The 19,895-nt window shown below is 64.6% G+C and carries 22 protein-coding genes; all 22 read left to right on the top strand.

All coding sequences use genetic code 11. The annotated features are described in order from the left end of the window. Positions 1-6 precede the first annotated feature (6 nt). The 22 genes from flgG (at position 7) to fliQ (ending at position 19,856) form a co-directional block, all read left to right on the top strand. A complete protein-coding gene (gene flgG / locus XH85_RS39370) occupies positions 7-795 on the top strand; it encodes a flagellar basal-body rod protein FlgG (RefSeq protein ID WP_128936243.1) in 789 nt (262 codons plus the stop codon). A 13-nt stretch (positions 796-808) separates the two neighbouring features. Further along, positions 809-1,285: a flagellar basal body P-ring formation chaperone FlgA gene (gene flgA / locus XH85_RS39365; protein ID WP_164940149.1), complete on the top strand. Its 477-nt coding sequence runs from the start codon at positions 809-811 to the stop codon at positions 1,283-1,285. Then, on the top strand, positions 1,282-2,412 hold the full coding sequence (flgI, locus tag XH85_RS39360) for a flagellar basal body P-ring protein FlgI (protein WP_091879897.1): 1,131 nt from the start codon (positions 1,282-1,284) through the stop codon (positions 2,410-2,412). Before flgA ends, flgI begins: the two co-directional genes overlap by 4 nt. A gap of 67 nt (positions 2,413-2,479) precedes the next feature. Beyond that, positions 2,480-3,235, top strand: coding sequence for a MotE family protein (locus XH85_RS39355; protein ID WP_164940150.1), 756 nt, complete (start codon positions 2,480-2,482; stop codon positions 3,233-3,235). Continuing rightward, positions 3,236-3,943, top strand: coding sequence for a flagellar basal body L-ring protein FlgH (flgH, locus tag XH85_RS39350; protein WP_128936240.1), 708 nt, complete (start codon positions 3,236-3,238; stop codon positions 3,941-3,943). A gap of 42 nt (positions 3,944-3,985) precedes the next feature. Next, a complete protein-coding gene (locus tag XH85_RS39345; protein WP_164940151.1) occupies positions 3,986-4,429 on the top strand; it encodes a flagellar basal body-associated FliL family protein in 444 nt (147 codons plus the stop codon). Continuing rightward, positions 4,426-5,166: a flagellar type III secretion system pore protein FliP gene (fliP, locus tag XH85_RS39340; RefSeq protein ID WP_128936238.1), complete on the top strand. Its 741-nt coding sequence runs from the start codon at positions 4,426-4,428 to the stop codon at positions 5,164-5,166. Before XH85_RS39345 ends, fliP begins: the two co-directional genes overlap by 4 nt. A 241-nt stretch (positions 5,167-5,407) precedes the next feature. Next, positions 5,408-6,313, top strand: a complete 906-nt coding sequence (locus XH85_RS39335; RefSeq protein ID WP_128936237.1) for a flagellin N-terminal helical domain-containing protein — start codon at positions 5,408-5,410, stop codon at positions 6,311-6,313. A gap of 270 nt (positions 6,314-6,583) precedes the next feature. Further along, positions 6,584-7,495, top strand: a complete 912-nt coding sequence (locus XH85_RS39330) for a flagellin N-terminal helical domain-containing protein (RefSeq protein WP_128936236.1) — start codon at positions 6,584-6,586, stop codon at positions 7,493-7,495. Positions 7,496-7,789: 294 nt separating this feature from the next. Beyond that, positions 7,790-9,415: a flagellar basal-body MS-ring/collar protein FliF gene (gene fliF, locus XH85_RS39325; RefSeq protein ID WP_164934356.1), complete on the top strand. Its 1,626-nt coding sequence runs from the start codon at positions 7,790-7,792 to the stop codon at positions 9,413-9,415. Continuing rightward, positions 9,412-10,113 (top strand): hypothetical protein, encoded by a 702-nt coding sequence (locus XH85_RS39320; RefSeq protein WP_128936234.1) that lies wholly within the window; start codon positions 9,412-9,414, stop codon positions 10,111-10,113. Before fliF ends, XH85_RS39320 begins: the two co-directional genes overlap by 4 nt. 6 nt (positions 10,114-10,119) lie before the next feature. Next, entirely contained in the window at positions 10,120-11,430 is a 1,311-nt protein-coding gene (locus XH85_RS39315; protein WP_128936233.1) for a MotB family protein, read from the top strand. Continuing rightward, positions 11,427-12,611: a chemotaxis protein gene (locus XH85_RS39310; protein WP_128936232.1), complete on the top strand. Its 1,185-nt coding sequence runs from the start codon at positions 11,427-11,429 to the stop codon at positions 12,609-12,611. Before XH85_RS39315 ends, XH85_RS39310 begins: the two co-directional genes overlap by 4 nt. Beyond that, on the top strand, positions 12,608-13,918 hold the full coding sequence (fliK, locus tag XH85_RS39305) for a flagellar hook-length control protein FliK (RefSeq protein WP_128936231.1): 1,311 nt from the start codon (positions 12,608-12,610) through the stop codon (positions 13,916-13,918). The genes XH85_RS39310 and fliK overlap by 4 nt, the downstream gene beginning before the upstream one ends. Next, on the top strand, positions 13,869-14,450 hold the full coding sequence (locus tag XH85_RS39300) for a transglycosylase SLT domain-containing protein (RefSeq protein ID WP_128936230.1): 582 nt from the start codon (positions 13,869-13,871) through the stop codon (positions 14,448-14,450). Before fliK ends, XH85_RS39300 begins: the two co-directional genes overlap by 50 nt. A 90-nt stretch (positions 14,451-14,540) precedes the next feature. Beyond that, positions 14,541-15,773 (top strand): flagellar hook protein FlgE, encoded by a 1,233-nt coding sequence (locus tag XH85_RS39295; RefSeq protein ID WP_091879862.1) that lies wholly within the window; start codon positions 14,541-14,543, stop codon positions 15,771-15,773. Positions 15,774-15,807: 34 nt separating this feature from the next. Further along, positions 15,808-17,283, top strand: a complete 1,476-nt coding sequence (gene flgK, locus XH85_RS39290) for a flagellar hook-associated protein FlgK (protein WP_128936229.1) — start codon at positions 15,808-15,810, stop codon at positions 17,281-17,283. Between the two features lie 3 nt (positions 17,284-17,286). Continuing rightward, the gene (locus XH85_RS39285) at positions 17,287-18,333 is read left to right on the top strand and encodes a flagellar hook-associated family protein (protein ID WP_128936228.1); all 1,047 of its coding nucleotides are present in this window, start codon (positions 17,287-17,289) and stop codon (positions 18,331-18,333) included. 67 nt (positions 18,334-18,400) lie between these two features. Further along, a complete protein-coding gene (gene flaF / locus XH85_RS39280; RefSeq protein WP_128956043.1) occupies positions 18,401-18,745 on the top strand; it encodes a flagellar biosynthesis regulator FlaF in 345 nt (114 codons plus the stop codon). Further along, a complete protein-coding gene (gene flbT / locus XH85_RS39275) occupies positions 18,745-19,155 on the top strand; it encodes a flagellar biosynthesis repressor FlbT (RefSeq protein ID WP_128936227.1) in 411 nt (136 codons plus the stop codon). The genes flaF and flbT overlap by 1 nt, the downstream gene beginning before the upstream one ends. A gap of 15 nt (positions 19,156-19,170) precedes the next feature. Next, positions 19,171-19,593 carry a flagellar hook assembly protein FlgD gene (gene flgD, locus XH85_RS39270; RefSeq protein ID WP_091879847.1) on the top strand — a complete coding sequence of 141 codons (423 nt, stop codon included), beginning with the start codon at positions 19,171-19,173 and terminating at the stop codon, positions 19,591-19,593. Continuing rightward, on the top strand, positions 19,590-19,856 hold the full coding sequence (gene fliQ / locus XH85_RS39265; RefSeq protein ID WP_027572776.1) for a flagellar biosynthesis protein FliQ: 267 nt from the start codon (positions 19,590-19,592) through the stop codon (positions 19,854-19,856). The genes flgD and fliQ overlap by 4 nt, the downstream gene beginning before the upstream one ends. Positions 19,857-19,895 lie beyond the last annotated feature (39 nt).

Below are 19,895 nucleotides of genomic sequence, written 5' to 3'. Positions count from 1 at the left end.
ACGATCGTGAAATCGCTCGCTATTGCGGCCACTGGCATGAACGCCCAGCAGACCAACATCGAGGTCATCGCCAACAACATCGCCAACATCAACTCGACGTCGTACAAGCGGGCGCGCGCGGAATTCACCGATCTGTTCTATCAGATGGACCGGATGCAGGGTGTCGCCAATGTCAACGGCTCCTCGCCGATTCCGGAGGGTGCCAATCTCGGCCTCGGCGTCAAGTCGGCGGCGATCCGCAAGCTGCACATCCAGGGCGCGCTGACGCAGACCGGCAATCCCTACGACCTCGCCATCAATGGCCGCGGCTGGTTTCAGGTACTGGGCCCCAACAACGAGGTGCAATACACCCGCGCCGGCTCGTTCAATACGAATGCCAACGGCCAGCTCGTCACGATCGACGGCTATCTGCTGGACCCCGCGATCACGGTGCCGCAGGGAACGGTCGAGGTCACGGTCAACCAGACCGGACAGGTGTTCGCCAAGCTGGACACGGAAATAAATCCGCGGCAGATCGGCCAGCTCAATCTCGCCAATTTCGCCAACGAGGCGGGGCTCGAGCCGCTCGGCAGCAATCTCTACCGCGAGACGACCGCGTCCGGTACGCCGGTCGTCGGGCTGCCGGGCGATTCCGGCTACGGCAAGATCAACCAGAAATATCTCGAAGCCTCGAACGTCGATCCCGTCAAGGAAATCACCGAGTTGATCTCGGCGCAGCGTGCCTACGAAATGAACGCCAAGGTCATCCAGGCCTCGGATGAAATGGCCTCGACTGTCTCGAAGGGCATGCGCTAGTTCGGGTGGCTCGATGTTGAACAGGGTGGGCCTGATCATGCGCGGGTTGGCCGCCGTGCTGCTGGTTCTCGCCTCGGCGCGCCTGGCGGCGGCCGAGGAGAAGCGGCTTCCCGTGCCGGCCGTCTCGATCCGCGCGGGCGAGCTGATCCGGGACGACATGATCACCGAGCGCGCCTTCGCGCCGAGCCTGCTCGGCGTTGCCATGTTCATCGAAGGACGCCAGGTCCTGGTCGGTCGCATGGCGCGGCGCACGCTGCTGCCGGGCCAGCCGATCCCGACCAATTCGGTGGAGGATCCCTGGACGGTTGCCCGCGGTGCCATGGTCAAGGTCGTGGTGGAGGACAGCGGCCTGTCCATCGTCACCTACGGCTCGGCGATGCAATCGGGCGCGGCCGGCGCGCTCATCCCGGTGCGAAACACCGACACCGGCGTGATCATCAGGGGCATCGTCCAGCCGGACGGCACGGTCAAGGTCGTGGATGGGTCATGACCAGAGTCCTGCTTGCGCTCGTCCTCCTCCTCGCTACCGCCAGCGCCCAGGCCGCGGTCCGCATCAAGGACATCGCGGACATCAAGGGACTGCGCGAGAACCAGATCGTCGGCTATGGCCTCGTCATCGGCCTGAACGGCACCGGCGACACGCTCCGCAATGCGCCGTTCACGGAACAGTCCCTGCAGTCGATGCTCGAGAACATGGGCATCAATGTCAGGAACGAGACCACGAGCACCAACAATCCCACGCGTCCGACGACGCTGCGCACACGCAACGTCGCGGCCGTGATGGTGACCGCGGACCTGCCGCCCTCGATCGGAGCCGGCGAGCGGATGGACGTGACCGTGTCGTCGCTCGGCGATGCGACCTCGCTGCTCGGCGGCACGCTGGTGATGACGTCGCTGCGGGCGGCGGATGGTGCGGTCTATGCGGTCGCGCAAGGCGCGATCACGGTCGCCGGCTACAGCGTCGGCGGCCAGGCGCAGAACGTCAGCCAGGGCACGCCGACCGCGGGGCGCATCCCGAACGGCGCGCTGGTCGAGCGCGAAGTGCAGGGAAGCCTCCATGAAATGGAATTCCTGGTGCTGGAGCTCAAGAACCCGGACTTCGTTACCGCAACGCGCATTCTCGACGCCATCAACCGCTACGCCGGCGGCCGCTATCGCGCGCAGATCGCCTTCGAGCGCGACTATCGCACGATCGTGCTGTCGAAGCCGCGCAACATCGGCCCGGTCCGATTCCTGGCCGAAATCGGCGAGCTAACGGTCGAGCCGGACACGCCCGCACGGGTGGTGATCAACGAGCGCACCGGCACGGTGGTGATCGGACGCGACGTACGGATATCGACCGTTGCCGTGACGCACGGCAATCTGACGGTGCGCGTCACCGAGCTTCCCGTGGTCTCGCAGCCGGCGCCCTTCTCGCGAGGTCAGACGGTGGTCGTTCCGCAGACCGTGGTCGAGGCCAACGAGGCCGGCGCGCAGGTGGCGATCCTGAGCGGCGTCGATCTCCAGCGCCTAGTACGCGGGCTGAATCAGATCGGACTGAAACCATCAGGCATCATCGCCATCCTCCAGGCGATCAAGACGGCCGGCGCGCTCCAGGCCGATGTCATCGTGCAATGATGCACAAGCGTCGTGCAAGCTTGGTCGCTCAATGCTCTGGTCTCGACCGAGAATCGCACGCGGCCCGATGCTGAATCTGGATCACAAAGCCAAACTCCTCCTCGTCGCGGTGTGGACGCTTGCGGGCGCTTCGCCCGTGCTGGCGCTGGACGAGGCGAAGCCATCGAGGCCGCTCAACCTGCTCTCCTTCGCGCGTGCCCGCGCGTCCGGACCGCAGAAGCCGGGCACGCCGTCCACCCCGAATCCGGGCGGAAGCGCCTCCGTCCATGCGACGGCGTGGGCGGCGGAAGATTCAGGTCCGGCTATCACCGGCGCCGTGCCGGCTTCCGAGACGCCGGCGCCGGCACCTGTACGTGCAGCCAAACCCGGCAGCGTCACGGCGCCGCCGAAGCCCACACCGCCACAGGCCGCCGTGTCCGTCGACAATGACGTCGCGCTGTTCTGCAGCAACGTGGCCGACCCCGCCGTCGATGCAAGGCTGGCCTGGCAGCTCAAGGAGCTGGAGAAGGCCGAGAACCTGCTGCGCGAACGGATCGCCGAGGTCGAGGCCAAGCGTGCCGAATACGAGAAGTGGATGGCGCTGCGCGACGATTTCCTGAAGAAAGCCGAAGCCAGCGTCGTCGAGATCTATTCGCGCATGAAGCCGGAGGCTGCGGCGACCCAGATTGCCGGCATGGCCGACGAGACCGCCGCCGCCGTGCTCGCCAAGCTCAGCCCGAGGAGCTCGAGCGCAATCTTCAACGAGATGGATACGGCGCGCGCGGCGCACCTCGCCGACCTGCTCGGCGGGATGCGCCGTGTGGATGACGGAAAGACCAAATAGATGAAGAAGCCGATCCTCATCCTCCAACTCGTACTGGCGTCCGTCTTCCTGGCCGGATGCTTCCATGATCCGGCCGAGGTTCTGACCGGCCCGCAAATGTCGCCGGTCGGCAGCGGCTTGAGGACCCAGGCCGATCCGATCCCGGTGACGCCGCGCATGCATACGCCCGTCAGCTATCGATCGACCTGGGACGACGGCACCGATCTCTACCGCGATCCCCGCGCCCGGCGTACCGGCGACGTCGTGACGGTGATCATCTCGATGCAGGACAAGGCCAAGCTCGACAACAAGACCGGCCGCTCGCGCGATTCGCAGGTCAAGTTCGGACTCGACTGGCTGATGGACGTCGCAGGATGGAGCGACAAGGGCCAGACCAACGCCAATCTCAGCACCAACACCCAGATCAAGGGTAACGGCCAGATCGACCGCACCGAGGATATCAAGCTCTCGATCGCCGCCATCGTCACCGACGTGCTGCCGAACGGCAATATGATGATCAGCGGCTCGCAGGAATTCCGCGTCAACACCGAGATGCGCGTGCTCAATGTCGGCGGCATCGTGCGTCCGCGCGACATCTCGCGAGCCAACACGATCTCCTACGACAAGATCGCTGAGGCGCGCGTGTCCTATGGTGGCCGCGGCAATCTGTCTGACGTGCAGCAGCCTGGATGGGGACACCGGATCTATGACGCCGTGGCACCATTCTGATATCCGCACCGGCCGAGCCGCGTCGCGAGGGCAGGGGACGTGATGCGCCTGATTGCGGCCATTGTCGTGCTGACCCTTGTCGCGATCGGTGCGGGCGCGCTTGCCGGCCTGCATCTGTTTGCGGCCGCCGAGCGCGTCGCCGATGCGAAGAACAGCGCCACGCCGCCGCCGATTGCTTCGAGCTACGCCGGCAGCGCGCGGCTTCGAAAACTGTCCCCGATCGTGACCAATCTCGCTGCCCCTGCCAACAATTGGGCCCGCGTCGAGGCCTCCATGGTGACCGAGAGCATGAGCGACGAGGATGCCGGCATCCTGGCCGCCCACATCAGCGAGGACATCATCACCTATCTGCGGTCGGCGTCGGTTGGCCAGTTCGAGGGATCGCGCGGGCTCCAGCACCTGCGCGACGACCTGACCGAGCGCGCCAATATCCGCTCGTCGGGCAAGGTCCGCGAATTGATCATTGAGACATTGGTGATCCAGTGAGAGTGAGAATCCTGCTGCTCGCGTTGATCCTGGTCGTGCTGCCCGAAGTGGCGCTGGCCCAGATTCCGGACCTCAACTCGCTGCTGCCGCCCGGCAACGGCTCGACCAGCGGCCGCATCATCCAGCTGATGGCGCTGATCACGGTGCTGTCGGTGGCGCCGGGCCTGCTCATCATGGTGACGAGCTTCACGCGATTTGCGGTCGCGCTGTCGTTCCTGCGCGCCGGTCTCGGCCTTCAGACCACGCCGGCCAACCTGGTGCTGATCAGCCTCGCGCTGTTCATGACCTTCTACGTGATGGCGCCGACATTCGACCGCGCCTGGGAGACCGGCGTCCAGCCGCTGATGAAGAACGAGATCTCGGAGGAAGAGGCCTATCTGAAGATCACCGATCCGTTCCGCGAGTTCATGCTGGCCCACGTTCGCGACAAGGATCTCCAGACCTTCGAGGCGCTCGCTGCGGAAAGCTTTCGCAAGAAGTTCGACGACAAGCGCATCGACATGCGCGTCATCATTCCGGCCTTCATGATCTCCGAGCTCAGGCGTTCGTTCGAGATCGGATTCCTCATTATCCTGCCGTTCCTCGTCATCGACATGATCGTGGCGACGCTGACCATGTCGATGGGCATGATGATGATGCCGCCGACGATCCTCGCGCTGCCGTTCAAGATGCTGTTCTTCGTGCTGATCGACGGCTGGAACCTGCTCGCCTCCGGACTGGTGCGGTCGTTCTCCTGAAAGAGCGCGGCTCGGACCGCGTCATCATGGTTAGCGGATGGTAACTGCGATACAGCCGCTACAGCGATGATATTCAAGGCGATTTTAATCCGGCGGCAAGATTCGGCGTGCTAGCAAGGCGTCACGGCGGGTTGGACCCCACCCACATCAGTCCAAAGGCATGATGCCGCCCCTCCGTACCGGTGAAAGCCCGGTATGTCCCCAAGTGAAAATGTAACGCGTACATAAAGGGACATTCGCAATGTCAAGCCTGCTCACGAACTCGTCCGCCATGACCGCGCTCCAGACCCTGCGGTCTGTCAGCTCGCAACTCTCCACGACGCAGACCCGGATCTCCACCGGCCAGCGCGTGGCCACCGCCTCCGACAACGCCGCCTACTGGTCGATCGCGACCTCGATGCGCGCCGACAACGCCGCGCTCTCCGCCGTCTCCGACTCGCTCGGTCTGTCGGCCGCGACCGTCGATACCGAATATACCGCTCTGAACAAGGTTCTCGGTGACAGCAACTCGGGCCTGACCAAGCTCCAGTCGCTGCTGGTCGAAGCCAAGACTGCTGGTATCGATCGCAGCAAGATCCAGTCGGAAATCACCCAGATCCAGCAGGACATGAAGAACGTGGCCAGCGCGGCGACGTTCAACGGCGTCAACTGGCTGAGCACCACCGCCACCACGCCGGCGACGGTCAATCTCGTGTCGTCGTTCTCGCGCGTCGGCGCCACGCCGACCACCGGCTCGATCACCGTCACCGTCGCGAACTACTCGCTCTACACCTCGACCACGAGCGGCATCTTGGACACGGTGAGCGGCAGTGCGTCGGTGGACACCATCAACATCGGTGCACTGACCGACTCGGCGGCTGACCAGACCACGCTCGATGGCTACATCGCGCAGGTCACCGCTGCGATCGGCACGGTCTCCTCGGGTGCCGCCAACCTCGGCGCCATCAAGAACCGCATCTCGAACAACTCGGAGTTCGTGAAGTCGCTGATGGATTCGGTTGATCGCGGTATCGGCCAGCTCGTCGACGCCGACATGAACCAGGAGTCCACCCGCCTGGCGGCCCTCCAGGTCCAGCAGCAGCTCGGCGTTCAGGCGCTCTCGATCGCCAACAACAACAGCCAGAGCATCCTGTCGCTGTTCCGCTAAGCGTCAAGACGGTCAGGGGAGGGCCGCGCTTCTCGCGAAGCGCGGCCCTTTCGTTTGCGTGGCGCTGTGCACGCCATGATTTCGGCCGCCCTGTTGCGGTCCGATCACAGGGCCACAAGCCTCGCACAAGCTTCGCTGGCTAGTCTCGCCGCTACGACGGGTTGGGTTCACGCGCATTTCCGCATCCCAAAGGCATGATGCCGCCCTGTCGTACCGGTGCAAGCCCGGTATGTCCCCAAAATCCAATCTGCTTTCAAAGGGACATCAAAGATGGCTTCCAGCCTGCTTACCAACTCCGCTGCAATGACTGCGCTCCAGACCCTCCGGAATGTCAGCGCCAGCCTGCAGACGACCGAAAACCGGATCTCGACCGGCCAGCGGGTCGCGACCGCTTCGGACAACTCGGCCTATTGGTCGATCGCGACTTCGATGCGCGCCGACAACGCTGCGCTCTCCGCCGTCTCCGACTCGCTCGGTCTGTCGGCTGCGACCGTCGACACCGAATACACCGCTCTGAACAAGGTCATCGGCGACAGCAACTCCGGCCTCACCAAGCTCCAGGCGCTGCTGGTCGAAGCCAAGACCGCCGGCATCGACCGCACCAAGATCCAGGCCGAAATCACCCAGATCCAGCAGGACATGAAGAACGTGGCCAACGCGGCGACGTTCAACGGCGTGAACTGGCTGAGCACCACCGCCACCACCCCGGCGACGGTGAACCTGGTCTCGTCGTTCTCGCGCGTCGGCGGCACGCCCACGATCAACACCATCACGGTGACGGTTGCCAACTACTCGCTCTACACCTCGACCACGGCCGGCATCCTGGACACGGTGAGCGGCACCGCATCGGTCGACACGATCAGCATCGCTGCGCTGACCGACTCGGCGACCGACCAGACCACGCTCGATGGCTACATCGCGCAGGTCACCGCCGCGATCAACACCGTCAGCCAGTCCGCCGCGAACCTCGGCGCCATCAAGAACCGCATCTCGAACAACACGGAGTTCGTGAAGTCGCTGATGGACTCGGTGGATCGCGGTATCGGCCAGCTCGTCGACGCCGACATGAACGCGGAATCGACCCGCCTTCAGGCGCTCCAGACCCAGCAGCAGCTCGGCGTTCAAGCGCTCTCGATCGCCAACCAGAACAGCCAGAGCATCCTGTCGCTGTTCCGCAGCTAAGCGGCGCTTTCGAAAACGACCGTGCTCCCCGCGGAGCACGGTCCCCGCCGAGATCGGCGGACGTGACGGCACAAGACGTGCCCGAGATCGACCTTCCGACGTCAGATCTTATGCGACATGTCGCAGCCGCCCGGCGGCAATGCGTCCGGCCGTCCGTTGCCGATGTCGATTGCGCTACCGAATTTGTAAGATTGCAACGCCTCGCCAGCGAACCGACACATTCGCGCCCGCGCGCAACCTTCAGACAAGGTTGGCAGCGGAGTGTCTCATACGTTCGCATTGCTACGAGGTCATATGCTGCTCAGTCGTGCGCAGGTACAGCAACTGCTCAACAATCTGCTGGAGCTTGGGCCACGACGCCTGATGGCCTTGGGGCTGATCGGCTTTGCCGTTCTCGTTACCGTCGTCGGCGGTGCCTACTATCTGAGCCGGCCGGAGTTCGAGACGCTCTATACCGGCCTCACCCGCGAAGACGTGACGCGCATGGGCGCCGCGCTGCGCGAGCAGAACATCGCCTTCGACGTCAATACGGCCGGAGACGCCGTCTCGGTGCGCCCGAGCCAGACCATGCAGGCGCGGATGCTGCTTGCCGAAAAGGGCCTGCCGACCAGTGCTAATTCCGGCTACGAGCTGTTCGACAAGATCGGCTCGCTCGGTCTGACCTCGTTCATGCAGGAGGTCACCAAGCTGCGGGCGCTGGAAGGCGAGATTGCGCGCACGGTGCAGCTGATGAAGGGCGTGAAGGCCGCGCGGGTGCATATCGTCATGCCCGTACGCGGCTCGTTCCGTGCAACGCAGCAGCCACCCTCGGCATCGGTCGTGCTGCGCACCGACGGCGCAATCGAGGCGCGCACGGCGCAGTCGATCCGTCATCTCGTCGCGGCCGCCATTCCCGGCATGAGCCGCGACAAGGTGACGGTGCTGGACGCCGACGGCTCGATGCTGCTCGCCGAAGAGGATGAGACCAGCGCCGCGCCGACCAAGATGGCAAGCCTCCAGAAGACGGTCGGCGGCATGGTGCAGGAGAACATCCGCAAGGCGCTGACGCCTTATCTGGGTCTCGACAATTTCGAGGTGAGCGTCGCACCGCAGCTCTCCACCGATAAGCGGCAGATCAATGAAACCGTCTACGATCCCGAGAGCCGCGCCGAGCGTTCGGTGCGGAACGTGCGCGAGAAGGAGTCTTCGCAGAACGCGGATCGGTCGACGCCGACAACTGTGCAGCAGAACCTCCCCGATCAGCAGGTGAACGCCGGCGGAAGCAAGAACTCCAGCGAGGACAAGACCCGCCGCGAGGACGTCACCAATTTCGAGGTGTCGTCCAAGACCACGACGACGGTGAGCGACGGCTATTCGGTCAAGAAACTCTTCATCGCGGTCCTGGTCAACCGCGCGCGCCTCGTCGCCGATCTCGGCGACAAGAGCAACCAGGCCATCATCGACAGCAAGCTCGCCGAGATCAGCCAGCTCGCGGCCACCGCCGGCGGACTGGACAAGCAGCGTGGCGACCAGATCCAGGTGACGGCCGTCGACTTCATTGAGGGCTCGCGCGAGCTGGCGCCGGTGCCGCCGATCAGTTTCGTCGAGATGATCAACAAGCAGCTCGGCAGCGTCATCAACGCGGTGACCATCCTCGCCGTTGCCTCGATGCTGGTCTGGTTCGGTCTTCGGCCGGCGGTCAACGGTATTCTCACCCATCGCGCCGAACAGGAGCAGACCGAGGCAGCAGAGGCTGCCGCCCTCGAGGCCGCGGCCCTTGCATTGCCTGACAGCGAGGAGGCCGAGCTCAACCTCGTCGAAGATCTCGAAGGCAAGATGCAGCGAACGCCGCAAAAGCGGCTGGAGCAGATCGTCCGGCTCGATCAGATGCAGGCGGCCGCGATCCTTAAAGACTGGATGCGACGCGAGGAGGCGGCATGAACGCAGCAATCGGAGAGCTCCTGACGCAGTTCGATGCGAACGGCCGGGCCAAGTCGCCGCCGCCTCCGCCGCCGCCCAAGATCCAGGACGTGCTGACAAGGCCGAGGGAGGTTCGGCGCGAGCCGCAACCTCAGCCTCAGCCGCAGCCACAGACCCATTCGCAGCAGCAGCTTCAGCCGCCGTCCCCGGCAGCGGAAGCTCCGCCGGTCAACCTTCTCGACGATGCCTATCGTCGCGGTCATGCGGCCGGCGTCGCGGAAGGCGAGGCCAGGCTTGCGGAGGAACGCGTCCGCAGCGCGATCCGGCTCGGCGAGGAGCGGGCCAAGTGGTCCGACCAGCAGGCGGCCACCATCGTCAACGGCTTCGAGACGGCTTGCCGCGAGATTGAGACCAATATCGCGAGCTCCGTTGCGCGGATATTGCTGCCGTTTCTCACGGAGGCGGTCCGCGACAAGGCGATCGAGTCGCTGGTCGAGCAGATCGCGGCGTTGACCGGCAATTCGCCGGTGCCGGCGTTCAAGGTCACCGGCCCGAGCGAGTTGCTGGACCTGGTGAAGGCGCAGCTCGAGAAGGCCCGGCGGACAGGCATCGCCTATGAGGCGGCCGACACCTTCGAGGTCCGCGTCGTCGCCGACCAGACCGTGATCGAGACTCAGATCTCGGCCTGGAGCGAACGCCTCAAGGAGGCGCGCCGGTAGTCCGCCATGAATGAGGTCAAACCAGAGCTCGTGATCATCCGCCGGCGCAGCGCCTTCGACGACGAGAAGCCGCACGGTGGCGTCTGGAAGATCGCCTATGCGGACTTCATGACCGCGATGATGGCGTTCTTCCTGGTCATGTGGCTGCTCAATGCACTCAACCAGGATCAGAAGCAGGTGGTCGCGAGCTATTTCAATCCGATCAAGCTCGCGGAAAATGCACCTGCTCCGAAGGGTCTGAAGGACCTCTCCAGGAAGGAGCCGTCGTCATTTGAAGGCCAGGACGGCAGGCGTAAGCCGGCGGGGCCGAACGAAGAACGTCGCGGCGACTCGCCGACGGCGGAGAAGCCGCCCTTCTATGAAGAGAAGGTCCTGTTCCGCGATCCCTATGCGACGCTTGCCGAGATCGCCAACAGTGCGAACCAGGCTTCGGGCCAGCGGCGCGCCGGCGCCCTGACATCGGCCGAAGAGGACGGCCTCAAGGGCGGCGACGCTTACCGCGATCCCTTCGATCCCGGTTATTGGAAGCTGGCGCCGCAGGTGTCGAAGGACGCGGATCGCATCATCGAGAACGAGCCGAAGCCGAATGTCTCCGCGGGCGATGCGTCCGGCACGGGTCAGGGCGAACCGCAGGCGCGCCGCGCCAAGGTGGATGATGCCGGCGGAAGCGTGGCGCCGAACGCGGATAGCTCGTCCGCAAGCCTGTCGCCCCTGTTGCCGCCTGGGCCTGCGCCGTCGCAATCCTCGCGCGAGGGCAGCGCCCAAGCGACCGCTCAGGCCAATGCTGCCGCGCAGGCGCGGCCCAACGATACGACGAAGGACTCCGAGCCGCGCGATGCGGCGCAAACGCAGCAGCCGACCGTCAAGCAGCTTCAGTCTGCGATCGCGGACGCGCTGTCGGACGTCAAGGCCGGCGCGGGACCTGCGGCCGAGGTTCGTCAGGTCGAGGAAGGCCTACTGATCAGCCTGACTGACGATGCGAGTTTCGGCATGTTCGCGGTCGGCTCGGCGGAGCCGCGGCCCGAACTCGTTCGCGTGATCGACAAGATCGGCCCGCTGCTGACGAAGCGGCCCGGCATGATCATCGTCCGCGGTCACACCGACAATCGGCCGTACAAGTCGGAGACCTACGACAATTGGCGGCTGTCGACCGCCCGTGCGCAGATGGCCTATTACATGCTGGTCCGCTCCGGCGTCGATGCGCAGCGGATCGAGCACGTCGAAGGTTACGCCGACCGGCGGCCGAAACTGCCGAACGATCCGGCGGCCGCGCAGAATCGCCGGATCGAGATCCTGATCCGGGAGAAGCGCCCTTGATCTGGCCGCTCCTCCGCACCGTCTTGCTGCTGCTGCCGTTCACGATGGCAGGCGCATTGGCCGAGCCGGCGCCGGCCCCGGTATCGGGGGAGCCGTATGAACTCGTGCGCGCATTGCAAGCTGTGCAGGACGGCATCGCCAATGGTGACACCGCGGCGCATGGCAGCCACATCGCGCTGATCCGGCAGGTCGGCGAGAAATTTCTCGCCGCCGACGCGGACGTGTGGAGCAATCCGCGGAACGGCCAGGCTGTCGTCATCTATCTGCTCAGCGGCGGCGCGCCGCAGGTTGTGCGCAAGCTGCCGCGCGACAAGCTGAATGTCGACGAGCGACTGTTCAATGGTGCGCTGGCCTATGTCGAGGGCCGCCAGGACGAAGCGCGCGAGCTGCTCAAGGTCGTCAAGCCGCGCACGCTTCCGTCGGGTCTGGGCGGGCAGGTCGCGCTGGTTCAGGGCGCGCTGTTCGCACGTGCTGAGGCCTCGCTCGCGATCGAGCGCCTTGACGACGCGCGCCTGCTCCTGCCCGGTACGCTCGTAGAGGAGGCGGCGCTGCGGCGCGAGATCCTGCTGGTTGGGCAGGCCGAGGAATTCGACAAGTTCGAGTTCCTGACGCTGGCCTATATCCGCCATTACCGCAACTCGATCTATGCCGGCGATTTCTGGCAGCGCTTCTCCACGGGCCTGACGCAATCAAGCCTCGCGCTCGACGACCGCCGCTTTGCGCGGATCACAACCCTGCTGGAGCAGATCGATCGCGCGAGCCGCCTCAAGCTCTATCTCGTGATCGCGCGCGCGGCGATGCTGCGCGGACAGCTGGCCGTGACCCGGCTCGCCGGCGAGCGTGCGCTGACGCTCAGCGCCGATGCGTCAGCGGATCGCGAGCGTGCGCATTTCTTCCGTGGCACCTCGCGGACGCTCACCGACGAGTATGACGGCGGTCTCGCCGAGCTGAAGGCACTCGACCGCTCGAAGCTGCCCGAGCGCGACGTTCCCCTTCTAAATGCGACGGTGCAGCTCGCGCTCGACGTCCGCAAGCCGTTCGCCGGCGGATCCGCGGCCGCAGCCGACAAGCCTCCGGCAACGCCGGCACGTCTCGACCTTGCGTCATCGACCGCGACCATCGCGCGTGCGCAGAAGCAGCTCGGCGAACTTGAACTTCTCACCAGGGATCGCCGTCCATGACCAAGCTCAGCGGAACCTCCGGACAGCCATTCTCGGGCCTCGCCGAAAGCCTCAACATGCGCAGCACGTCGCGCTCCGGCAAGAGCGCAGGGGCGAAATCGTCGGCAGACTCGTCGTTCAACGATCTGCTCCACACCGTCTCCAATCTCGCCAAGCGCGCGCTCGACGATCAGGGCAGCGACACGAGCGCGAAAGCCGGAACACTGCGCACGCATCTGGCGCACCCGATCGGGAAAGACACGGCGAAGGACGAGGCGACGTCCGACCGCATCTCAGCGGCTGACGAGCCCAAGTCCAGTCACAAGACCGGCGACCGGAAGACGGGCGAATCGTCGGAGACGGCAGATCCGGTCGACCCGACCGCAGCGGCGGACGTTTCGAATCGGCTGGGCATCCCCACGATCGTCGGACAGGAGCTCGCCGCCGTGCCGGCCGCGAAGTCGCAGCCGGCGGCGGTTGACAAGCAAGACGCGTCCGCACGCGACGAGCGCATGTCCACGAAGCGTGCCGCCGGCACGGCGAAGATCGCTACAACCGAGTCCGCGCCGTCCGCTCTCGCTTCGGCTGGCACGCGTTCTCAGGATGCGGCGCTCCCGGCCGCACAGCAAGGCAGCGAGACATCGCCGAAGGCAATGCCGGCGCCTGGTTTCGAGGCGGTCACGGCCAATGTGGAGCGCGCCGTCAAAGCCTCGGCGCGGGATGCATTGCCGGAGACGACCAAGGTCACCGTGGTGCAGCAGGAGACCCATTTGCCACCGGCGCAGTTCAACGCGCCGCAACAGGTCGCCAACGCCGTCGTCGCCGAGCTGAAGGAATCCGCGACGACCTCTGCGGCCGCCGATCCCGCAGCGTCCCAGACCAACGCGCCGGACCAGCCGCTCAAGATCCTGACCATCAATCTGGAGCCGCCGGCGCTCGGCAACGTCACCGTGCGCCTGCGTCTCGTCGGCGCCGAAGTGTCCGTCCACCTCGCGGCCGAACGCAAGGATACCAGCCAGATGCTGGACCAGCAGCGCGGCTCGATCCGCGATCTCATGCAGTCGGCGGGCTATGTCGCCGACGTCGCGCCGGTCCAGCACGGCTCGCTGGACGGATTTCAGAGCAGCTACGGCCAGTCGCAGTCACAGCTTTCGAGCCAGCAGCAGCCGCCATCGCAGTCGCAAGGCTCGTTTGGTGGCGCCAGCACGTCGTCGGGGCAGTCCGACGGCGACGCGAAGCAGGCCCGGCAGGAGCGCCAGCCCAATCAGGAGACGCGTCATGACCAGGACGTGGCGCCGCAGATTCGTCGCGGCCCTGTTTATCTGTAACGCGGGAGCCGCGTATGCGGCTGCCGACAATGCGCGCTCCTGCGAGCGCGAGATGGCGCGTGCGGCCCGGCAGCACGGGATTCCGCTCGGCATTCTCTATGCGGTCGGCCTTACCGAGACCGGGCGGCGCGGCGCGCTCCATCCCTACGCGCTCGGCGCCGACGGCCAGACCGTGTTCGCCAAGGACATGAACGATGCGATCGCGAATTTCGAAACCATGCGAAGCAAGGGCATCAAGCTGATCGACCTCGGCTGCATGCAGATCAATCACTATTATCACGGCGACAAGTTCGCCTCGGTGCGCGCGATGTTTGATCCGGCCAAGAACGTCGAATATGCCGCGCTCTTCCTGAAAGAGCTGAAGCAGCGCGAGGGCAGCTGGACCATGGCGATCGCCCGCTACAATGCGGGGCCCAACAATCAGCCGGCGCAGAAGCGCTACGTCTGTCACATCGTTGCCCATCTCGTCTCCAGCGGCTTTGGCGCGTGGACCGACAAGGCGCGCTCGTTCTGTCAGCCGAAAACGACCTGACGACATCAAGTTGTGCACGGTTCCCCACCATCAGCCCCGCGCAAGCAAGAGCCCTCATTGTAACTTCAACCTACCACAGGAGCCCAATCCATGAGCCTCTACGGCGTTATGCGCACCGGCGTTTCCGGGATGAGCGCGCAGTCCAACAAGCTGTCGACGGTCTCGGACAACATCGCGAACGTCAACACCACCGGTTACAAGCGGGCTTCGACCGAATTCTCCTCGCTGATCCTGAAGAGCGGCTCGGGCAATTACGACTCCGGCGCCGTCGAGACTACCGTCCGCTACGCCATCAGCGACGCCGGGCATACCCAGTTCACAACGTCGACGACGGACCTTGCCGTTCAAGGCAATGGCTTCTTCGTGGTGTCGAACGCCACCAACACGCAACAGTTCCTGACGCGAGCAGGCTCGTTCGTGCCGGACAGCCAGGGCAACCTGGTCAACGCGGCCGGTTACTATCTCCTCGGGCAGCCTGGTCTCGTGACCAATTTCTCGCAGAACAGCCTGGCCGGCATGCAGATCGTGAATATCTCCCAGGTCTCGCAGGTGCCCGTGCCGTCGACGGCGGGAACGCTGACGGCCGGTAATCTGGATCCGAACGCGGCTGTTATTGCCGGTCCGCCTGGCCCGGCGTCATATTCATCGAAAAGCTCGATCGTGGCCTACAACAATATCGGCCAGCCCGTCACGCTTGACGTCTATATGTCTCACACCGCGACGGCGGCCGGCTCGGACACCTGGCAGATCCAGGTCTACGATTCCGCGACCGGTACCTCGCTCGCCCCCGCCACCACCTTTACCTTCGACACCACCGCGGTCGGCAAGGGCGCCCTGGCTGCGGCAAGTCCGACGGGTCTCACCGTGACTGTCCCGGGCGGTGCGGCGCTGACTATGGATCTGTCGAACATGACGCAAGCCGGCACGGACTTCAGCTTCAAGGCGACCGTCAATGGCAGTGCCCCTTCGGCCATCGACAAGGTCAACGTCGACGAGGCAGGCCATGTGACGGCGGTCCTCAAGAACGGCCAGCAGCTGACGCTTTACACGATCATGCTTGCCGACGTCGCGAGCCCCGACAATCTGACGCCTGAGCCCGGTAACGTCTATTCGACCAACATGAACTCCGGCAACGCGCAGGCCGGAAATGCCGGCACTGGCGGGCTCGGCACGATCCAGTCCGGCGCTTTGGAAGACTCCAACGTCGATCTCGCGGACGAGCTCACCGGGATGATCGAGGCGCAGCGCGGCTTCACAGCGAACTCGAAATCGTTCCAGACCGGCGCCGACCTGCTCGACGTCGTCGTCAACCTGAAGCGCTGAATCCTCGAGCGCTCATCCCGGGCAAGAGCAAATCATGTCCCTTACCGCCGCTCTCGACTCCGCTCGCGCTTCGCTCATGGCGTCGGGTATCCAGTCGTCGACGATCTCGCGCAACATCGCCGGTGCCAGCACAGCCGGCTATTCGCGCAAGATCGCCGTGCTGGATAATCTTCCCAATGCCGGTGTTTATGTCGCGGCGATCCAGCGAGCCGCCAGCGGCGGCCTGTTCACCAACGTCCTGACCGCGACGTCGGCGTCCGCCAAGCAGAGCGCGATCTATGACGGTCTCCAGAAGATCGCGACCTCGACGGTGGACGATCCCGAGCTCGAGCAGTCGCCGACCGCCCAGCTCACCAAGCTGAAGCAGGCGCTCCAGCAATACGCGAACTCGACGGACAACGCGACGTTGGCGCAGGCCGCGGTGACCTCCGCCAAGGACATGGCGACCGCGCTCAACCAGGCCACCAAGACCGTGCAGTCGGTCCGCGAAGGCGCGGACGCCGACATGGCGACATCGGTCGCCAATATCAATCAGCTCCTCACCCAGTTCGACAAGGTCAACACCGCGATCGTGAGGGGGACGATCTCCGGTGACGACGTCACCGACTATCTCGACCAGCGCGACAGCATCGTCTCGAAGCTGTCGCAGGAGGTCGGCGTCTCGATGTCGCTCCGCGCCAACGGTGATGCGGCGCTCTACACCGACAGCGGCGTCGTGCTGTTCGACAAGACGGCGCGAACGGTGAGCTTCACGGCGACCAACGTCTATACGCCGGGCACCACGGGCAATGCGGTCTATATCGATGGCGTCCCGGTCACCGGTGCCAATTCCGTGATGCCGCTCAAGACAGGCAAGCTCGCGGGGCTCGCCGAATTGCGCGATAACGCCACGGTCACCTATCAGAGCCAGCTCGACGAAATCGCGCGCGGTCTGATCGACGCCTTCAAGGAGGTCGACCAGTCCGGCGCCGCGCTGCCCGATGTGCCCGGCCTCTTCACCTATCCCGGCGCGCCCGCGATGCCCGCGAGCGCCACCATTTCGGTCGGCCTTGCAGGCACGATCAGTGTTGCCGCGTCGGTCGATCCGGCCTCGGGCGGCAACCCGAACCTGCTGCGCGACGGCGCGATCAGCGGCAACGCCGCCTATAATTACAACACGACCGGCAACGCCGGCTTCTCGGCGCGGCTCCAGCAGCTCATCAACGAGATGGACGCGCCGCAGCCGTTCGATACCACGGCGCAGGGCAAGCCGAGCGGCAGCGTGATCGAATTCGCGTCCTCCTCGGCGAGCTGGATCGAAAGCCAGCGCAAGGCCGCGGACGACAGCGTCCAGTACCAGAACACGTTGCTAGACCGCAGCACCGCGGCGCTGTCCAACGTCAACGGCGTCAACATGGACGACGAGATGTCGCTGATGCTCCAGGTCGAGCGCACCTATTCGGCATCGTCGAAGATCATTTCCACCGTCGATGAGATGTTGCAAAGCCTGCTGGCTGCCGTGGGGAATTAAGTCATGATGAGCGCGAACTACATCTCGACCTTGATGCTGTCTTCGTCCTTGAGGTCATCGATCACCAACAATCAGAGCGCGCTGAGCAAGGCTTCGAAGGAGGCGACCACGGGTCGCTTCGCGGACGTCGGCCTCGAGCTCGGCACGGGGACGGGTCGCGACGTGAGCTTGCGCGCCGAATTCAACTTCGCCGACCAGCTCGTCGATACCAACGAGCTCGTCGCGGGTCGGCTTGACGTGACGCAGAACCGGATCACCCAGCTCGGCTCGACCGCGTCGGACTTCCTCAAGAACCTGATCGCCGCCCGCGATGCCGATAGCGGTGCGCGGATCATCCTGCCGAGCGCATCCGCCAATCTCCAGGATCTCATCGGCGCGCTCAACGTCTCCTATAATGGCTCGTACCTGTTCGGCGGCATCAATACGCAGACCCAGCCGGTCACGAATTACACCGCCGGCTCGGCCAGCAAGAACCAGGTCGATGCGGACTTCCTCGCGAGCTTCGGCTTCGCGCAGTCCTCGGCCAGCGTGAGCACCATCACTCCGGCGCAGATGCAGAACTTCCTCGACAACACCCTCGACACCGAGTTCGCGAGCCCGGCCTGGAACACCAACTGGTCGCCGGCGACAGACCAGACGCTGTCGAGCCGCATCTCCACGACCGAGGTCGTCGACAGTTCCGTCAGCGCCAACCAGCCCGGCTTCCGCAAGCTGGCCGAGGCCTACACCATGCTCACCGATCTCGGAAACACGAGCCTGAGCAAGGATACGTTCCAGGTCGTCGTCGACAAGGCCATCAGCCTCGTCAGCGGTGCCATCAACGATCTCGCCGTGCTCGGGGGCACCGTCGGCTCGATCCAGCAACGCGTCACCGGCGCGACCGAGAAGCTGAAGATCCAGAAGGACATCCTCAACGACCAGATCGTCAAGATGGAGGCGGTCGACCCGACCGAGGCCTCGGTCCGGGTCAACACCTTGCAGACCCAGATCCAGACGGCGCTCGCGCTCACCTCGCAGCTCCAGAAGATCAGCCTCATCAACTATCTCTGAGCCAAAGCTCGCTGGTAAGGCTCGCATCCTTGTCCTGTTATTCAGTCTCCCGTGCAGAGTGGTTCTGATGACGTTTGAAGCCTATGAAGCGGTCGTCGACGAGAGTGGCCATGAGGCGCGGGGCCGCGAGCGGCAGGCACTCAGCCTCGGCATCGACCGGCTCGAGCGGATTCAGCGAGGCGGATTCCGCCTCGAGGATCTGGTCGAGAGCCTGCTCTATGTCCGGCGGCTGTGGACGATCTTCATCGAGGATCTCTCGCATCCGGAGAACGGATTGCCGGACAAGCTGCGGGCCGACATCATCTCGATCGGCCTGTGGGTCGTCAAGGAAGCCGATCGCCTTCGCGAAGAGAAATCGAACGACGTGATGCAGCTCATCGAAATCAACCGCCTGATCCGAGACGCTCTTTGATGAAGATCTCCTTGCGGGCGGGCGAACGGATCTACATCAACGGCGCGGTGCTGCGCGTGGACCGCAAGGTCTCCGTCGAGCTCGTCAACGACGTGATGTTTCTGCTCGAAGGGCAGGTCATGCAGGCGTCCGACGCCACCACGGCGATGCGGCAGCTTTATTTCATCGTGCAACTCATGCTGATGAACCCGACCGACGTCCGGGATGCGTCGGCGCTCTACGCGCAGCATCACGCGGCCCTGCTTGCGGTGTGCGAGAACCGCGAGATGCTCGACGGACTTGCCGCGGTCGACGAGCTGGTCGAGACGACCCGTTACTTCGAGGCGCTCAAGCGGATCCGGGCGCTGTTCCCGGTGGAGCAGGCGATCCTGGCCGGCGCCACCACCCATTCCCCATTCGAGGCTGCCTGACAGCGGAGAAGCTAGATGAACGTCACCAGCGCGACCGACACGACCGGCAAGTCTTCCAGTTCGACCAGCTCCACCACGGCCACGTCGAGCAACAGCGTCGACTACAACACCTTCCTTCAGCTGCTCGTCGCCGAGATGAAGAATCAGGATCCGACCAATCCGATGGACACCTCGCAATACATGAGCCAGTTCGCGCAGCTCTCGACGGTCGAGCAGGCCATGCAGACCAATACGAAGCTGGATGCGCTGCTGTCCTCGCAGTCGTTGTCGCAGGCCAACGGGCTGATCGGAAAGACCGTCAGCTTCACCGACTCGACCGGCGCCAGCTTCAGCGGCAAGGTCGCTTCGGTCTCCATCAACAGCGACGGCTCCATCGCCACCCTCGAGAACGGCACGAAGGTTGCCGTCGGGCCCGGGCTCACCATCAGCCAATCATGAACGAGCGGGACGCCCTCGACATCGTCCAGGCCGCGATCTGGACCATCATCGTCGCCTCCGGGCCCGCGGTCGGTGCCGCAATGCTCGTCGGCACCGTCATTGCCCTGATCCAGGCCCTGACCCAGATCCAGGAGGTGACGCTGACTTTCGTCCCGAAGATCATCGTCATTCTCCTGGTTGTCGCCGTCTCCGGCTCGTTCATCGGGGCGCATCTCTCCACCTTCACCGAGATGGTCTATTCGCGGATCGAGCACGGCTTCTGATCTCCGAGGCCACCACCCTCGCGTAAGCTTTGCACGGCA

Origin of the sequence: Bradyrhizobium zhanjiangense, from assembly GCF_004114935.1 — a bacterium.
Taxonomy (GTDB): domain Bacteria; phylum Pseudomonadota; class Alphaproteobacteria; order Rhizobiales; family Xanthobacteraceae; genus Bradyrhizobium; species Bradyrhizobium zhanjiangense.
The sequence above is the reverse complement of the archived record's forward strand: the minus strand, read 5'-3'. Positions and strand labels throughout refer to the sequence as shown.